The following is a 14946-nucleotide window of genomic DNA, read 5'->3' as shown; positions in this document are numbered from 1 at the left end:
TCAATAGAGTATTTTTTATAGGTTAAAAATTTACAAAAATAGTTTCTCATGCGAATCTCGCTGAAAACTGTTAAAGTTATATTGAGTTGCACGAGAAATCAATTTATGCAATAGCAATTGTCTAATAACTTGTTTTTATAATAACCATAAGTTTCAAGGGAGTGAGTAGATTGAATGAAGAAATAGCACATATTGACTACCGTGAAATAATGGAATATTCACTTGATCCATTAATAATCCATACAAACCTTCGGATAATTGATGTTAATCACATGGCAGAAAAGTTTTTTGGAGCACCCAAAGAAAATATTATTGGTGCAAGTCCTTTAGATATTTTCCAAGAAACATCCAAAGTAGCAATAGAAAAAAGAATCCTATCCGCATATCAACAACCAGCTAAGGTTATAGAGGAAACAATTTTTCGTATGGATGGCACAACAGTAGATGTTGAATTGTATTGTCACCCTGTTCAAATAGGGGATACAAAAGCCATTCAAACATATGTAAAAGATATTACGGGTAGAAAAGAATCAGAAACAAAACAAAAAGAAATTATAAAGGAAATTAATGATCTTTCTGCTACAGTTGTTCCTATTCTAAATGGGATAGCTATACTTCCTTTAGTTGGATCAATTGATGAAGACAGAGCAATACAGATTTTGGAAAATGTACCTTTAAAGGTTAAAAACCAAAGTATTGAATGTTTAATCATCGACTTTTCTGGAATCTACAATTTAGACAGCCTTGTTACAGATTATCTCTTTAAGTTAAATAGCGTATTATCATTACTTGGTGTGCGTTCTATTATCACGGGGTTAAGACCTTCATTAGCACTAGCTGCGATACAGTTAGATTATAAAATAGAAACAATACCAACAATGTCCAGTGTTAAAGATGCATTAGTTTCTTTAGGCATATTTCAAAAATAAAAACATAACCATGACCAATGAAATAAATTTTACATATTAAATTAAATGGACCGAAAAAGGTCCTTTAATTTTTTATTATATTTTGGTCACCAATTATTTCCATCATTATTAATAATATAAAAGGCTTACTCCCATTCGGAAGTTACCCCCCTCTTCTTAGTTAAAGAAAACTATTTTTCTACGATTTGATCCAATATTTATCCATTAATGAGACGGACCATTCTGGCTGCTTTACTTCACCTTTTGGTAGAAACTCTTTCATTACAGGCTTAATATCAATAATTGGGGTGCCGTTAATTGCATCTAATCCCTTAACAATCAATTTTCTTGGTTTAAGTTCTACAAGTTCAACAATTGTTACCCCTAACTTATTGGGTCTATTTTTACCTCTTTGCGAAAAAATTCCAACTTTAGGGTACTCTTTGTTGTTTCTTGGATGCCTTGCTTCATATTGAATTTTATCATCAGAAACCTTATCAAAATAAAATATGATTTCTAAGTGAGAGAATTCATTAAGACCAGCCAAAGAAGATTCAGTCATATTTTCAGTGAGCTCAATTGTAGAAATGATTGATCCCCAGTTATCATCCTCTATATCTAATCTATTATTATTTACAAATGCTATTGGTTCAATTGTATATTGCATAATTATCTCTCCTTATAAACCAACTTTAAACAATGTTATTGATTTAAAAACATTTCATGACTGTATCACCAAATTCTCGAATATTTACTAAATAATCATAGTTATCAGTGGAACCATAACTATTAAACATTCGAACTACGACAATATCTCTTTTAGGTATAACGAGTACTGCAACATTGGTATAACCCAAAATTTGAAATGATTCTTTCGGCACAAGTTCACCTATCTCAGATTTTTTAGCTGGGAGTTCTTTAACAAACCATAAAAAACCGTTTTGGGGTAGATCCTTATTCATAAAGTTAGGACTCTGAAGGCTAGTAGAACTATTAATAATATCTTTTGAAACAACTTGCTTACCATTAATCAAACCTTGCTTTAAATGGATATAGCCCCAATACGCAAGCTCTCTCGTGGAAACATACATATTTTTCTTATCACCATCTCTACCCCTGTCGTTTGACCATAGAGAATCATTCGGATTTCTTATAACATCTACTAATTTTGAATCGGAGTCATCATGCCAACCTGTTTCCTGAAAGTCTAAAGGATTAAAGACCTCTTCATAAAGAATCTCAACTATTGTTTTACCAGTTGTCAGTTTGATAATTTGTGTTAACAAATCAACACCAATATCTCGATAAGCCCAACTTTGCCCTGGCGGAAACTCTCTAACTATATTGCTATCTTGTAAATTCAACCCATGTGTATGTGTTAGCAAATGTCTTATAGTTGTTTTATTGTACAGGTCCATATTCGGTACTGGTAAATATTTATTCACTTCATCATCAATCGATTTAATGTAACCATTATGTATCGCGTAGGAAGCAGCAAAACCAATATAACTTTTACGAACTGATGCAACATGAAATTGCGAATCTTCTTGAATTGGCCTCGCACCACTTGCCTTTGAATGTTTTCCCCAGTATTCCTCCGCTACAATTTTATCTTTATGTATAATGAGTACACTCGCGCCAGAGCAGTCAACTTCTTCAGAAGTTTTATTTACATGTAGTACAACTGAATCAAAAACATCGTTCAACTCTTGTTTTATTTTCAACTATTAAAACCTACTTTCTATTAAAGGTAATGCTTAAAATGACCCCTCCCCAATCTGCTTAAATCGCTCTTTTTCTTCTATTTTATCCAGATACTCAAAGAACCCTAGTTGATTCCCCCATGGGTCTGTGAAAGTTCCCCATTTGGCTGATACTTCTTCTCTAGAATGTATCTCAAAGTGATCAATCCCTAACTCCTTAACAAGTCTCTCTCTTTCAGCAATTATATTAGTGACACCCAAGCGTAAAGGTCCACTAGCTTTTGAAGGGATTCCTTCAGCAACTTGCAACCAACAACCAGGTAGAATTTCCCATTCAACAAAACCAGAATGTGGTTGTAAATCTGGTTTTTTGTTTAATACTACTTCATACCACTTATGACCTTCCTTAATATCAGAAACACGAACTTGAAAAGTAACCTCAAAAATCATTTTTACCCCTCCTTGAATGGCCATATTACTTTGTATTCTAGAAGTTGGGATAATACTCCTTCTTGTTTAGCTAACTTTATCTAGTAGCACAAAAAGGAAAAAGAGTTGGTGATCAATTTATTGATCACCAACTCTGCAAAGATTAACACTTATTTTATCCATTCCATTAAAGTTAAATCATTTTGAAGTTCTTTCATTTTTTTAAAACCGCACTTCTCATAGCTAGAGATTGCTCTGACATTAGTATTTTTCACTTCCAACACAACTCGTGATACACTTTTATGTATACTCAAATAATTTACCATCATAGAAATCATGGATGTACCTATTCCTTTTCCCCATAACTGAGTTTCTCCAATAAATTGATCAATACCATAAATAATTTGATTTTGTGGATAGCCATATTTTATTAATTCATTTTCTTGTATTGGATAGAACTGTATATATCCAATTGTTTCATTTTGAAATTCTATCATACAAGGATTTACATAGTGTTTTCCCTCCACTCTAGGTCCATATTTATTTACCACTTTATCGTAGTTAGTAGGAGACTCTTCGTAGAATTCCAAAACCTTTGGGTCATTTAGCCATTTAACCATTAATTCAAAGTCATTCTGTTTCATTTTTCTGATAAGTATTTCGTTACTGAATATCAAAATTTATTTCCACCTATCATATGTGTCTCGAAAATTACGCAATGTTTCTATTATATTAATTTTGAAATAACCATTGTTTTACACTTTCTTCAAAACCTTTTTCCTTCCAAGCAATCACAGCGTTTATTTCGCCTAGATTTTCAATTTGATGTTGAAAGAACATATCTCCAACAAAGTAACCTAATCTGCTATAACCAAACCGATTCTCCCCATTTATCGAAAACCACTTTTTAAATAATAATTCATCAGTTAAATTTGAATAATCCTCTGAGAATGCTCTTTTTATTTCTTTTCTATTTTTTGTTGAAAATGATAACCAGTCTTCTCCTTCATCGTTATATGAAAAATAAATGGAAGAATTTAGATTTATTGCTGTACGACGAGAAAAGTGTGTGGCTGCACCTTCCTGATTCAGCCATGTAAGGGGACTTTTCCACTGGACTTCTGTCCAATCTATTCCTGCTTCTTCAGACATGATATTCTGTGCTGCATGACCAAACTCATGCGCAACAATCGTTCTCAAATGCTCCGTTTTTGGAGACAATTTCTCTAAAGAAAAAGTTATGTCCGGTATAAATTGTCTATGCGTATATGCATTTGATCCAAATCCACCTACAATCAAATTAACATCAATAGGAAATGAAATTTGAAATAACTTAAAGTACTCTTCTTCTGTTTCTTCTATAATAGGTAAGATATTATGATGAACTTCTTTTATTCGTTCTATATATTCTGGATACTTTTTAAGAGATTCCATATGTCGCTCTTCCGTGTCTTTACAGTGATAAGTGAAATATTCTTTAAATACATCCGGATATACACTATAGTAAGTTCTTAAAAAATCGATAGAGGAATTATAGTTATATAAAAAATATGGGACTGTATCAATAATTCTCATACTATATTACTCTCCTAATATCCTTTATTTGTACTAAGCGAAACAAATATCGGAAAAGACATAACAGCAACAATTATAATGAAGGGTTTTTTTTAATTGGATTTCGAGTCGGAAGCTAAATTTGTTTTTCTCTTTAATAGAAAAATACTTTCAACAACTATTGTAAGAATGTAAACAATCAGTAGTAATAACGATAAATTTGTTGTAAGTTCATAACTAGAATGGAACAATTCTTGAGACCAATAATCGTCTGGTAATATGAAACTAGATAAAAAATTGGATACGCCGATTCCATCATTAGCTTCCGATAATAAACTCTGTGTATAATTTTGAGACAAAGTAACATTGGACAATATGGAAAAGAATAATAATGGCAGCAAAGCTGTAGAAATTTTTATAGAATTTTTGATTATAAGAAATACAACGATAATGCAATATAATAAGATAATCAAAAACAACATGATCTCACTCTCCTTGCAATAATCTTAAGGTCAACTATTACTTTCAATTTTATAAAATAACGTTTCCCTTGAAACTGCGATACCAGGCATTTTCAACTAATTATGTAATTGACCTCTATGGTGATCTAAATGTCTAATAGAAATATAAGTAAATTAATTACCCTTTTTTTCTTCCAATATAAAGTAAGTGAGATGAAATTCCAAGAATATGTGGGTCGTCAGCTTTTTCAATAAGCATTTTCAGGAGTTTTTCAAGTTCTGCTTCCCCTTTGTTTCTCCAGTAATTCCAATTATCATTATTTAATATTGCACCTATATTAGAACCTATCAATTCTATACTTTCAAATCCCTGTGATTCCATAAAAGGTTTGATTTCATCTATATTAAAATAATAAGCACCAGTAAAGCGTCCTTCATCTTGATGATTAAAACTACCTGTTTGTGAAAATTGTTGAATCTCATCTATGTTATCATTTGGTTTCCAATGTTCAGGATATAATAGTGAAGTCAATATATGCCTGATTCTTGGCATAAACGCAACAAAAACAATACCATTATTTTTAGTAACTCTATGTAACTCTCTAACTGCTTGGATACGTTCAGTTTCATCTTGTATATGATACATAGGGCCAAGCATTAATGATGCGTCAAACTCTTCATCATTAATCATTTTAAGTTCTCTAGCATCTGCAGTAAAAAAACCATTAAAGTGTTTTTCCAAATTAAGTGCCTGTACTTTATTTCTAGCAATTTCAACAAGTTTCGGCGTTAAATCTGTTAAGGTTACTCTATAACCGTCTTGAGCAAGTTTAATAGAATATTTTCCTGGTCCAGCACCATTATCTAACACGTTCCCTGTTGGAGGCAGATATTTTTTTATATAATGCAAATTAACTTGGAATTCAATCGGTTCTCTTTCTAAACGTCCCCATTCATCAAACTTATTATAATAATTAATGATATTACTCATTCCCACACCTACATTCTATTATTTTATTTTCGAAAAAACCTTTACATACTTCTATAAAAGCATGGATGTTCCTACTTATTTCATCTAGTATTTTTAGCATCATCGTTAATTAAACAACAAATGATGAAAAATAATGAAAACACGATTATTTCTACATGGAATAATTTATTTTTCACTATTTTTCACCTCTTTATTTAAAAAAGTTATAAGAACTTCAGAATAACTAATCGCACATTATTCAGCTGTTGCATCCTCAATAATCCAATCCACAGCACTAATTAGGTCAGGGAAAACGGCATCTGCAAGTGGATCATTCTTTCCTAGAAATACACCTTTTGTTCCTGCCTTCTTCCCTGCAATGATGTCTGTATCAGTATCTCCTACCATATAGGATTTGGATAATTCAATATCATATTTTTCACCCAAATCGACAATTAATTTGCTATTTGGTTTTCGGCAAGCACAACCTGCTTTTGGCTTATGAGGACAATAAGCAACATCATGAATTGTTGCACCTTCCTTCTTTAATTCAGCAACCATATGTTCATGTATTTTGTTGAGCTGAGCTTCTTTCATAAACCCTAAACCAACACCCCCTTGATTAGTTACAACAAAAACAAAATCAAAGAAAGTATTCAATTTTTTAATCGCTTCTGGAACACCCGGTAAGAAATACAACTCATGTGGTTTATTCACAAATTTAACTCGATCACTCAGCACTTCATTTATTACTCCATCACGATCCAAAAAGACTGCCTTCTTCATTTTTGTTCCCCCTAATGTATTGTAGTTTAAATTTTTTTAAAAATAGTTTGCCCTTGTTGTCAGAAAATAAACTGCAAATTTAGTAGGGTATTTGGATAGTATTTTATTTAAATAGAAATCTGCTTATTTTCATTTAAGCTTATTTTACTTCATCTACATTATTGAAGGATTCATCTCATTAGACCTATAGTTTTAAAGACATAAACAACGCCGGATTTAATTCTTCACTTTCTATTACTATTGCTGTCAATCCATTATCTGATTTAGTTTCATGCCATTCATCTTTCTCCCAAAATACAGCATCACCAGGTAGAACTTTAAAATATTTATCATCACCATTCCGTACATATCCTTCTCCATTCAAAATTAACAAAAGCTGAGGTACAGTTGCCTGATGATAGCCTATAATTCCATTTTTTTCTAAATACATACAACCTATTTGAGCTTCCTTTTGCGTGTGGATAATACGAGACATGATAAAATCCGAATTGAAATTCGGAATCTTTTTCCCTCTATTTTTATTGAAAGTATAAAACTCCATTTGATACCCCCTAATACTACAGTTAAAGTTGAACATATAATTTACAAGGAAGGAATTACAACTGCATTACACGCTTTTTCATAAAATTCTATCGGACCTGCTCCACCTATAATTGCATACTCATAACCAATCTCACTCATATCTTTTAAACAATGATGAAGTAAAGAATAACCGATCCCTGAAACCCTATTGGACAACGCTACACCCATTGGACCGAAATAGCATTTCCTATTCTTATATACATCATAAGCAGCAAAACCTACTAGATCTCCATTGTTGTCTAAAGCTATATAAATCGTAGGTTCATTTAATGAGAATGCTTCCCTTATTGTATGTGACCACTCGATTGAAAAATTGTTCTCAACAAAATAAATTAAGGGCTGAAAATCGTATTTATTCACTTTGCGGACATCACAACAACTTAAATCAGGGAAAGTGTAATTACCGAGATGAGTAATCATATCTCTTGAAGTAGTCCCTAGATTTAAGAGAATCTCCCTATTTTCATCAGATAAATACTGATCAATTACATTAGTTGTTATTAATGCTTTTAATAAATGGCCTTCGTTTACATAGACTTGCTTATACTTTTTCATATAATGAATTACAACTTCCATTATATTTGCTACTTCCTTCGTAATAGCAATATTGAAATAAACACTGTTTATCTTTTGTTGATCTGAAGTTTCCTCATATTCATCCAATAAAGCTCTTAAAGAACATTTATCTATTGAACATTTCATTGAAATTTCACCAAGTGCTCCTGTCTTTTCTTCTAAACATCCTATAAGTAAATGTATAGGCTGTAAAACCTTGAATTTTGAAAGTTGGGCTTCTTTTTCAGCGTTTTCAATTATCCTCCGCATTCTAGTTGTGAAATAAATATTTAAATTATCCAATGTTAACTGCACCTTTCAAGAGATTCGTTTTCTCCTACAAAATCTTTCTTAAAATCTCTATATTCTCGTTAAGAAATGCTTGGTGCTTGTCTACTCCTCGTAAACGGCACCAGCCAATAGAGTTAAAGGCATCATAAAAAGAATAAAAAGAAAGTATACTTTCTAAATCCAAAATTGGTCGAATCGACTCATATCCAGAGATATAAGCATCTCTAGTTCCTTCATATTTACACCAAACATCACGATTTATCTTTGCAAAATCAATTTCTGTAGACCCAACTCGAGCACTCTCAAAATCTATAATTCCACTAACTTTATTGTCATGTATTAATATATTACCTGGTCGAAAATCCATATGAATAATACAAGGACCGTCAGGAGCAGGTAGTGTAGGAAAAATGAGTTCAAAATGTCGGATTGATTTTTCGTATAAATCATTAGGAAGTTCAAGCCTTGAATGTTTTTCGAACTTAATAAAAGTTTGTTGAATGAAATTTCTCCAATCGTTATTCTCTAAAGGTTGAAATCCATTCTTGGTTTCTGCACCATATACAGGCATTGATAAAGCATGAAGCATTGCATGATTCACTCCAATTTGGAAAGCTAACTGGAAATCTATTCTTCCTAAACAGGGGACACCGATAATTTCCTCTAACAACAATGCACCTGTTACTGTTTCATCCCCCTCCCAATAGTCTAGAACTGTTGGTACCGACATATAATTTTTTAGCTTAATTAACATTTTATACTCACGAAAAAGTTTGTCTTTGCTATATGGAATCTTTATGTATACATTCTTTTTGTTTATTAATTGAATTTTATAAACTTCTGAACTAAATGACTCTGGAACGGTATCAATCGACAATATAGGAAGTTTGAATTGTTTAATTACCTTTTGTATATTCTCCACCTAGGGTCTCCTTAGAATAACTAGAATCTATAATTTACCAATTATACATAAAATGGTTCTATTAGTATATATCATCATATTATTTTATTTTCCCTATCAAATCCATTAATCCTTTAATTTCTAACAAAAAAACACCCAAATGGGCGTTGTGTTAATTTGAAATTATTGTATTTTTTTAATCCCGTATTCTTCCATTAATGATTATTTGAAAACTTTTTTAAATCACTTTCTGAGAATATATATATATTCAATCACACTCTAACACTTACATATCATCAATTGATTACCATCAGGGTCTTTAAAATTGAAATAATGATTATGTTCAATTTGAGTTATTAAATCAACATTTTTACTTTCCATAAACCTATATGCTTCCTCGATATCATTTGTATTGAAATGGAAGGAAGGAGTTTTAAAAATATTTTCCTCCGAATAAATCTTACTATCCAATACAATGCCAGTCCCATTCATTGGAATAACAAACAAATGTCCAAATTGTATTTCTCCGTCAGCTGGCAACCCTAATATATCGCAATACCAATCCCTAGCTTTTTCTATATTACGAACAGGGATAAAAACTGTTCCAATCTGATTTAAAATTGGGCTATTCAATATAACACCTCCATAATACAGTTGTCCTTAACATCGTTAAACATTTTATATTTAATATACATATTGCTATTATCCTGTTATTTCTACATATACTTCAAAATACCTTCTAACAACTATTTTTTTGTATAAAAAATTCAACCTCTTGCTGAATTTTGTTAAAGGCAACATGACCCTTTAATCGCGTTACCTTCTATGATTTAGTAAGTTTAACGTAATTACTTAGCTCTCTTCTTGTATGAACTTAACAACATCATAATTGCAATTATTACAGACCATTAAATGAGGGCAAATTTGATCTTTAGCTGTATTAGGATAGCCATCACCCATTTTAACTGTTTCTTCATCATTATAATGACCATAAGGATCTAAAAAATCGGAAACCTTGCCAGAGTCGTCTAATTGAGAACTACATTTTGGGCAATATATTTCTAACTGTTTTAATCCGTTACATAAAGGACACACTGCCAAAATTATCACTCCTTTATTTTAGTATCCTTTATTTGATCAATACTATGTAAAAAAAATAATTGAAGATAGTTGGTTGACATCTGTTGTGATTATTGTTTTAAGAATTTTAATACAGGAATATCGAACATTCTAATTTTATTCATCTTCCAGTACATCAGTTAAATTTTTTTACGAATCCTGTACTTTTGCCTTCATATCCATTACTTTTATAAAAAAGATGCGCAGTTTGACGCTCTTCTCGATTACCACTATTTAAAGTTATTGCTATTGCTCCTTGCTGAAGTGCCCATTCTTCACAAGCTTTTAGTAACTTTTTACCAACTCCTTGCTTACGTTGTTTTGAACTTACAACAAACGCAAGTAATCGTACGTATAAACCCGAAAATTCAAAAGTGAAGGCCTTACATAAACCTGCAAAACCAATTATTTCATTATCTTTTACAGCTACCAATGACTGATAATCTTCATGTTTTTGTATTGTCTTAAACCGTTCAGTTAAATCTACTAATGTTGTAGGATATCCTAATTCGCTCAGTAACTCTACTAAATCTATATAATCTGTTGGTAGTACCTCTCTAACTTCAATTGTCATTAAATATACTAACCTCCCGTGAAATTACTTGCACTTTTAGTGAATAATCTCCTAATCGGCAAACTTGTTCAAAACCTAGTGCATATTCATATATCTATAAGCTCTTTTAGCCATATCAAAGTGTTCACCATGCCATTTTTCTACTTCATCGATACTATAAAATCCGATTTCCAAACTCTCAAATGAAGTCCTTAATTCTCCGTCCTTTATTTCGCAAGCATATAGAGGATGATAGGAAGTGTGTGGCTGTCCAAAATCTCCAGGCTTTCTTGTAAATATATCAATGAGACTATTAACCTTAATTACTAGACCAGTTTCTTCTAAAAATTCTCTTTTTAATGATTCTTCGGGACTTTCTCCTGTTTCACACCATCCACCGATAATTCCCCACGTTCCATCATCAGCTCGATGTTCGAAAAGCATTTTTCCATCTGAAGAAAAAATAACTCCATTCACCCCGACTTTTGGTGTTACATGTCCTAGCTCTTTCTTAAACTTTTCAATAATTACGCTTTCCTTAACTTCAGTAATCTCCGAATACTCTTTACTAGCTAATAAAAGCAATTTTTCGTATCTTTCTATATCATATGGATTCACTGCATAATGTAAGCCGAGTTGTGCAATTGAACGTACGTTTTCTAATAATGACAATCTATTCTCCAATTACCTAGCCTCACCTTCAATTAATATTCATTATTTTTACTAATTTGTTCCTATGTATTACTAGTATGGGCAATACTAATAATTTTTTTAATTATGTACGGAAAATCATTCTCGCTTTTGATCAAAAATAAATGGCCCGCTTCGCCTTGGTTTGGAGGTATAACATCGCTTTTATTAGACTCATTTTGCTGTCGAATAAGCACTTCTTCAAAAGTTGAAGCTGTTCTTAAAATAGTTGTAGTTCGCTGACTAATGGCAACACGTTCTTTAACAACATGTTCTGGAATTTCAAAATTCACAAGGATAGAAATAAATCCTTGTTTGTGATAATGTTCAAGTAGTTTCAAGCGATTTTTCCGATTGCGATTGGAGTTACAAAGAATAAGATGGCAATTAGTCTCATTAACTACATAATTAACAATAGTTTGTGTGAGTGCATACTTGATCACATTTGGACCTTGTTTTGGTAGTAATGATTCGTAATAAGTGTGTAGGAACTGCGCGTGGTTATCCTGGTCAATCACAATTGAGTTAAGCAGCTCTTTTTCTAATGCTCTTGCGAACGTAGTTTTACCACTATGGGTTATACCCACTGTCATAATTACTAACCTTTTCATGAACTTAACTCCATTCTGATAATTTTTGGATTAACAACAAATTGCTGCATTACTAGTTTAGACAGCGAAAATAATTTTAAAAGTGCTAAAGATAATTAAAATGTATCAAACGTTATTATCCAATTTGACCAGATTCTTTTTCATCAATGTAAAAATTACTGGATGTCCATAAAATGCGCCTTCGATCTCTTTAATCACCTTGAAGCCTTCTCTTTCGTAAAATGTAATATTAGGATTTCCTTTGTACACAGTTAAAGATAAAGAATTCGTATCTTTGAATCTTGAAAGTCCAGTTCTCAATAAATGTTTTCCAACGCCTTTTCCTTGATGGTTAGGGTGAACATACAAAGACTCTAAGAACACGTCTTTGTCTGACAAAGCTCCTTTGAAAAAAGCATATCCCATTATCCCCTCATTATTTTCAGCAATCAAATTTAGAGAGGTTTTAAACCGATTATTCATCTCCTCATTGAGTATGCGTCCTTTAAGACTTTATCCTGAATAGGTACTGGAATAAACCCAATATACGTTTTTCTCCAGGTAGCAAATGCAATTGATCTGACTCTATCGATATCTGATAAGTTCATATCTCTGATTAACATAGCTCAACTCCTAAATTCATCTAAACAACACTTATTATTTAGTTCTTCATTCTTTTGTAAAAACCTTCTTCAACTAATTTACATACTAATTGATCGTCACTATGTAACACGTTTAAATACAGAATAGTTTAAGCAGAAATTCGAGTTAATAAATTTCTTTAGTCTTATTCTTAGAAAGTCTTAATAACGATATCCCAATTGATGATATCCCAATAAATATAAAACTGTAGAAAAATAATTTTAAGCCGTATGTTGGAGAATTTGAAACTAAACCACCTAATATCAAGAACAAGACCCCAATACATGTTAGGAAATACGAAAACTTCTTATTGTTTTGTTTGAGTAAAGAATAACCTATAAGAATTAAAAGGTAAGTTCCACTAAGTAACATGAGCAATGGGAAAGTAGGGAAAAATTTAGCGGCATATACGAAATAATCAATAGTTAAAATATCACTTGCTTGTTTCACTGGACCGTTTAGCATTTCAGAAAAAATAGTAGTATATTTCCACTCCCAAGAAACATTTCTTATTTGGCTTCCCTCATACCACGCAACAAGAATAGATATTATAAAAACCATTAGAGCTACAAATAATTGAACAATAATTCTAAAAGACATTTTTCCACCTCATATAGTCCTTTCTCGTTCTGATAATTCATACTGATCAATACATAATATTACTGATATAACCCTTAAAATAAATGGATTATTTTTCTTTAATTGTAACATTAAATCCATCTAAATATTTCAAATTTCCTTCAACTAATCTGTTCCATTAAAAAAGAGTTGCCTAAGCAACCCAACATCTATTACAATACAACACATTTGTTCAAAAAGAATTTTATGAAATACCCTTCCCGCCCCTTGTTTTTAGGGTGCTGATTCTCTCAACTCCAGTAATGATTGGTTTTGCACGCTTTATTAATGTTTGTGTAGCTTCCAGTTGAAGAGACGCTTTATGGGCATTTTCATTGCTCCACACTTCATAAACATAAACAGAATTTGGTTCGTTTTCAGAAGTATTTATAAGATATATCTCGCACTCATCTAATTTCTTCATAGATTCTGCAGCTTCCAGCAAAATATCTACCATTTTGTCAAGTTCACCTTCTTGTACTAGAAACTTGCCAAACAAACTAAATTTACTCATATTCTCCTCCTTAATTTTGATTACCTGTTAATAACTTCTACACCGAAGTCCGATATTCCTATTATTTACATAAAAAAATATTAAAACTTATTTTTCTAATCAACCTTTTTAGTTCAATAAGAAAGGTGAAGAGTGCTAAATTACTATATTTTTTTAAAACAATTGATGAGATCAGACAATCCTTTTAAAATAGAAAAGATTCCTATTTAAGGATTAAAAAACGACATCTCTAGTAAACAAGAAAAAGTTGAACATATAAACTATAATTTAAACTCTTTCTTAATTATTTGAGCCACCTCTTCTGCACTCAAATATGTATTATCTATTCTTATATAATTCTCCTTTTCAATTTCACCCTTTTTAGAATTCAATCTATTACTTTCTAAGGTACCAATTAAATGTTGTTCCGATTGTTCAATATTTCTTTTAGTTGGTTTATATTCAAGTCTATGGGGTGTCTTATTTCGCTTTAACCTCTCTTCTACGTTGGCTTCTAATTCAACGAAATAAATATCTGCACCATGTGTAGATACTGTTTGACACATATTTTCTATATCGTCCCAATCCTCTTTTTGATCGAAATACCATACCTTAGTAAAAATCATTCCATCATTATTACTTTTAGAAAATGCATTAAATATTTCCTTCCGAAATAGATGTGTTAATCTCCACATTTCTGGACTAAATCCGAATAATGGCTCTAGTAAATCAATAGTCATGTGGTTATGGAATAACTTTAAGCCTGTTACCTTTGCAAGTTCTTGCCCGACAGTCATTTTTCCAACTGCTTGTGGCCCAAATATAAAAACAAACTTTTTCAAAATACATTCCTCCAAACAATAATGAAATAAATTCTATTGTAGTATTTCTTCTATTTCTTCTACAAAACTATCATTATTAATAACTTTATAAGACTTAATATTCTTTTTGGGTAATACAATTACGTTTTCTTCAACAAATATATAAATTTGGTCCACTTTAGAATATATTTTATATTCTGCATCCAAAGGCGAATACCGTTCTTTAGCCTCATTCAATTCCGCATTTTCAAAGAGTGAAATTAACTCTTTCTTATTATTA

22 protein-coding genes are annotated in these 14946 nt (G+C 31.5%); 1 reads left to right on the top strand and 21 read right to left on the bottom strand.

Annotation, left to right across the window (positions count from 1 at the left end; all coding sequences use genetic code 11):
* The first annotated feature begins 170 nt into the window (after positions 1-170).
* On the top strand, positions 171-929 hold the full coding sequence (locus tag AN959_RS15330; protein WP_056831922.1) for a PAS domain S-box protein: 759 nt from the start codon (positions 171-173) through the stop codon (positions 927-929).
* A 178-nt stretch (positions 930-1107) separates the two neighbouring features.
* On the opposite strand, the gene AN959_RS15325 is transcribed toward AN959_RS15330, so the two are convergent.
* From AN959_RS15325 to AN959_RS21400, 21 genes are all read right to left on the bottom strand, one after another.
* Entirely contained in the window at positions 1108-1575 is a 468-nt protein-coding gene (locus AN959_RS15325) for an SAM-dependent methyltransferase (RefSeq protein ID WP_056831920.1), read from the bottom strand.
* 43 nt (positions 1576-1618) lie between these two features.
* Positions 1619-2632, bottom strand: a complete 1014-nt coding sequence (locus tag AN959_RS15320; protein WP_056831918.1) for a serine hydrolase — start codon at positions 2630-2632, stop codon at positions 1619-1621.
* Positions 2633-2665: 33 nt separating this feature from the next.
* The gene (locus AN959_RS15315; protein WP_056831917.1) at positions 2666-3061 is read right to left on the bottom strand and encodes a VOC family protein; all 396 of its coding nucleotides are present in this window, start codon (positions 3059-3061) and stop codon (positions 2666-2668) included.
* A gap of 149 nt (positions 3062-3210) precedes the next feature.
* On the bottom strand, positions 3211-3717 hold the full coding sequence (locus AN959_RS15310) for a GNAT family N-acetyltransferase (protein WP_056831915.1): 507 nt from the start codon (positions 3715-3717) through the stop codon (positions 3211-3213).
* A 55-nt stretch (positions 3718-3772) separates the two neighbouring features.
* The gene (locus AN959_RS15305; protein WP_056831913.1) at positions 3773-4615 is read right to left on the bottom strand and encodes a hypothetical protein; all 843 of its coding nucleotides are present in this window, start codon (positions 4613-4615) and stop codon (positions 3773-3775) included.
* Positions 4616-4707: 92 nt separating this feature from the next.
* A complete protein-coding gene (locus AN959_RS15300; RefSeq protein ID WP_253278922.1) occupies positions 4708-5076 on the bottom strand; it encodes a hypothetical protein in 369 nt (122 codons plus the stop codon).
* Positions 5077-5233: 157 nt separating this feature from the next.
* On the bottom strand, positions 5234-6046 hold the full coding sequence (locus AN959_RS15295; protein WP_056831911.1) for a bifunctional 2-polyprenyl-6-hydroxyphenol methylase/3-demethylubiquinol 3-O-methyltransferase UbiG: 813 nt from the start codon (positions 6044-6046) through the stop codon (positions 5234-5236).
* A 234-nt stretch (positions 6047-6280) separates the two neighbouring features.
* The gene (locus AN959_RS15290) at positions 6281-6811 is read right to left on the bottom strand and encodes an HAD-IIIA family hydrolase (RefSeq protein ID WP_056831909.1); all 531 of its coding nucleotides are present in this window, start codon (positions 6809-6811) and stop codon (positions 6281-6283) included.
* Between the two features lie 184 nt (positions 6812-6995).
* Positions 6996-7352 (bottom strand): cupin domain-containing protein, encoded by a 357-nt coding sequence (locus AN959_RS15285; RefSeq protein WP_056831907.1) that lies wholly within the window; start codon positions 7350-7352, stop codon positions 6996-6998.
* A 41-nt stretch (positions 7353-7393) separates the two neighbouring features.
* Positions 7394-8251 (bottom strand): GNAT family N-acetyltransferase, encoded by an 858-nt coding sequence (locus AN959_RS15280; RefSeq protein ID WP_253278921.1) that lies wholly within the window; start codon positions 8249-8251, stop codon positions 7394-7396.
* 34 nt (positions 8252-8285) lie between these two features.
* Positions 8286-9161 carry a phosphotransferase family protein gene (locus AN959_RS15275; RefSeq protein ID WP_056831905.1) on the bottom strand — a complete coding sequence of 292 codons (876 nt, stop codon included), beginning with the start codon at positions 9159-9161 and terminating at the stop codon, positions 8286-8288.
* A 258-nt stretch (positions 9162-9419) separates the two neighbouring features.
* A complete protein-coding gene (locus tag AN959_RS15270; protein WP_056831903.1) occupies positions 9420-9773 on the bottom strand; it encodes a VOC family protein in 354 nt (117 codons plus the stop codon).
* Positions 9774-9992: 219 nt separating this feature from the next.
* The gene (locus tag AN959_RS15265; protein WP_253278929.1) at positions 9993-10235 is read right to left on the bottom strand and encodes a hypothetical protein; all 243 of its coding nucleotides are present in this window, start codon (positions 10233-10235) and stop codon (positions 9993-9995) included.
* Between the two features lie 160 nt (positions 10236-10395).
* Positions 10396-10833 (bottom strand): GNAT family N-acetyltransferase, encoded by a 438-nt coding sequence (locus tag AN959_RS15260; protein WP_056831899.1) that lies wholly within the window; start codon positions 10831-10833, stop codon positions 10396-10398.
* 75 nt (positions 10834-10908) lie between these two features.
* A complete protein-coding gene (locus AN959_RS15255) occupies positions 10909-11496 on the bottom strand; it encodes an NUDIX hydrolase N-terminal domain-containing protein (RefSeq protein ID WP_082461026.1) in 588 nt (195 codons plus the stop codon).
* Between the two features lie 50 nt (positions 11497-11546).
* Positions 11547-12113 carry an AAA family ATPase gene (locus tag AN959_RS15250; protein ID WP_056831895.1) on the bottom strand — a complete coding sequence of 189 codons (567 nt, stop codon included), beginning with the start codon at positions 12111-12113 and terminating at the stop codon, positions 11547-11549.
* A 105-nt stretch (positions 12114-12218) separates the two neighbouring features.
* Positions 12219-12590, bottom strand: a complete 372-nt coding sequence (locus tag AN959_RS15245) for an N-acetyltransferase (RefSeq protein WP_256363932.1) — start codon at positions 12588-12590, stop codon at positions 12219-12221.
* A 270-nt stretch (positions 12591-12860) separates the two neighbouring features.
* Positions 12861-13334, bottom strand: coding sequence for a YjdJ family protein (locus tag AN959_RS15240; RefSeq protein ID WP_056831891.1), 474 nt, complete (start codon positions 13332-13334; stop codon positions 12861-12863).
* A 223-nt stretch (positions 13335-13557) separates the two neighbouring features.
* On the bottom strand, positions 13558-13866 hold the full coding sequence (locus AN959_RS15235) for a putative quinol monooxygenase (protein WP_056831890.1): 309 nt from the start codon (positions 13864-13866) through the stop codon (positions 13558-13560).
* 260 nt (positions 13867-14126) lie between these two features.
* Positions 14127-14642 (bottom strand): shikimate kinase, encoded by a 516-nt coding sequence (locus tag AN959_RS15230; protein ID WP_056832114.1) that lies wholly within the window; start codon positions 14640-14642, stop codon positions 14127-14129.
* Between the two features lie 78 nt (positions 14643-14720).
* Positions 14721-14946, bottom strand: a 226-nt coding sequence (locus AN959_RS21400; protein ID WP_172794383.1) for a hypothetical protein, incomplete at its 5' end; no start/stop codon positions are given.

The sequence above is a fragment of the Psychrobacillus sp. FJAT-21963 genome, from assembly GCF_001420585.1.
GTDB lineage: Bacteria > Bacillota > Bacilli > Bacillales_A > Planococcaceae > Psychrobacillus.
The sequence above is the reverse complement of the archived record's forward strand: the minus strand, read 5'-3'. Positions and strand labels throughout refer to the sequence as shown.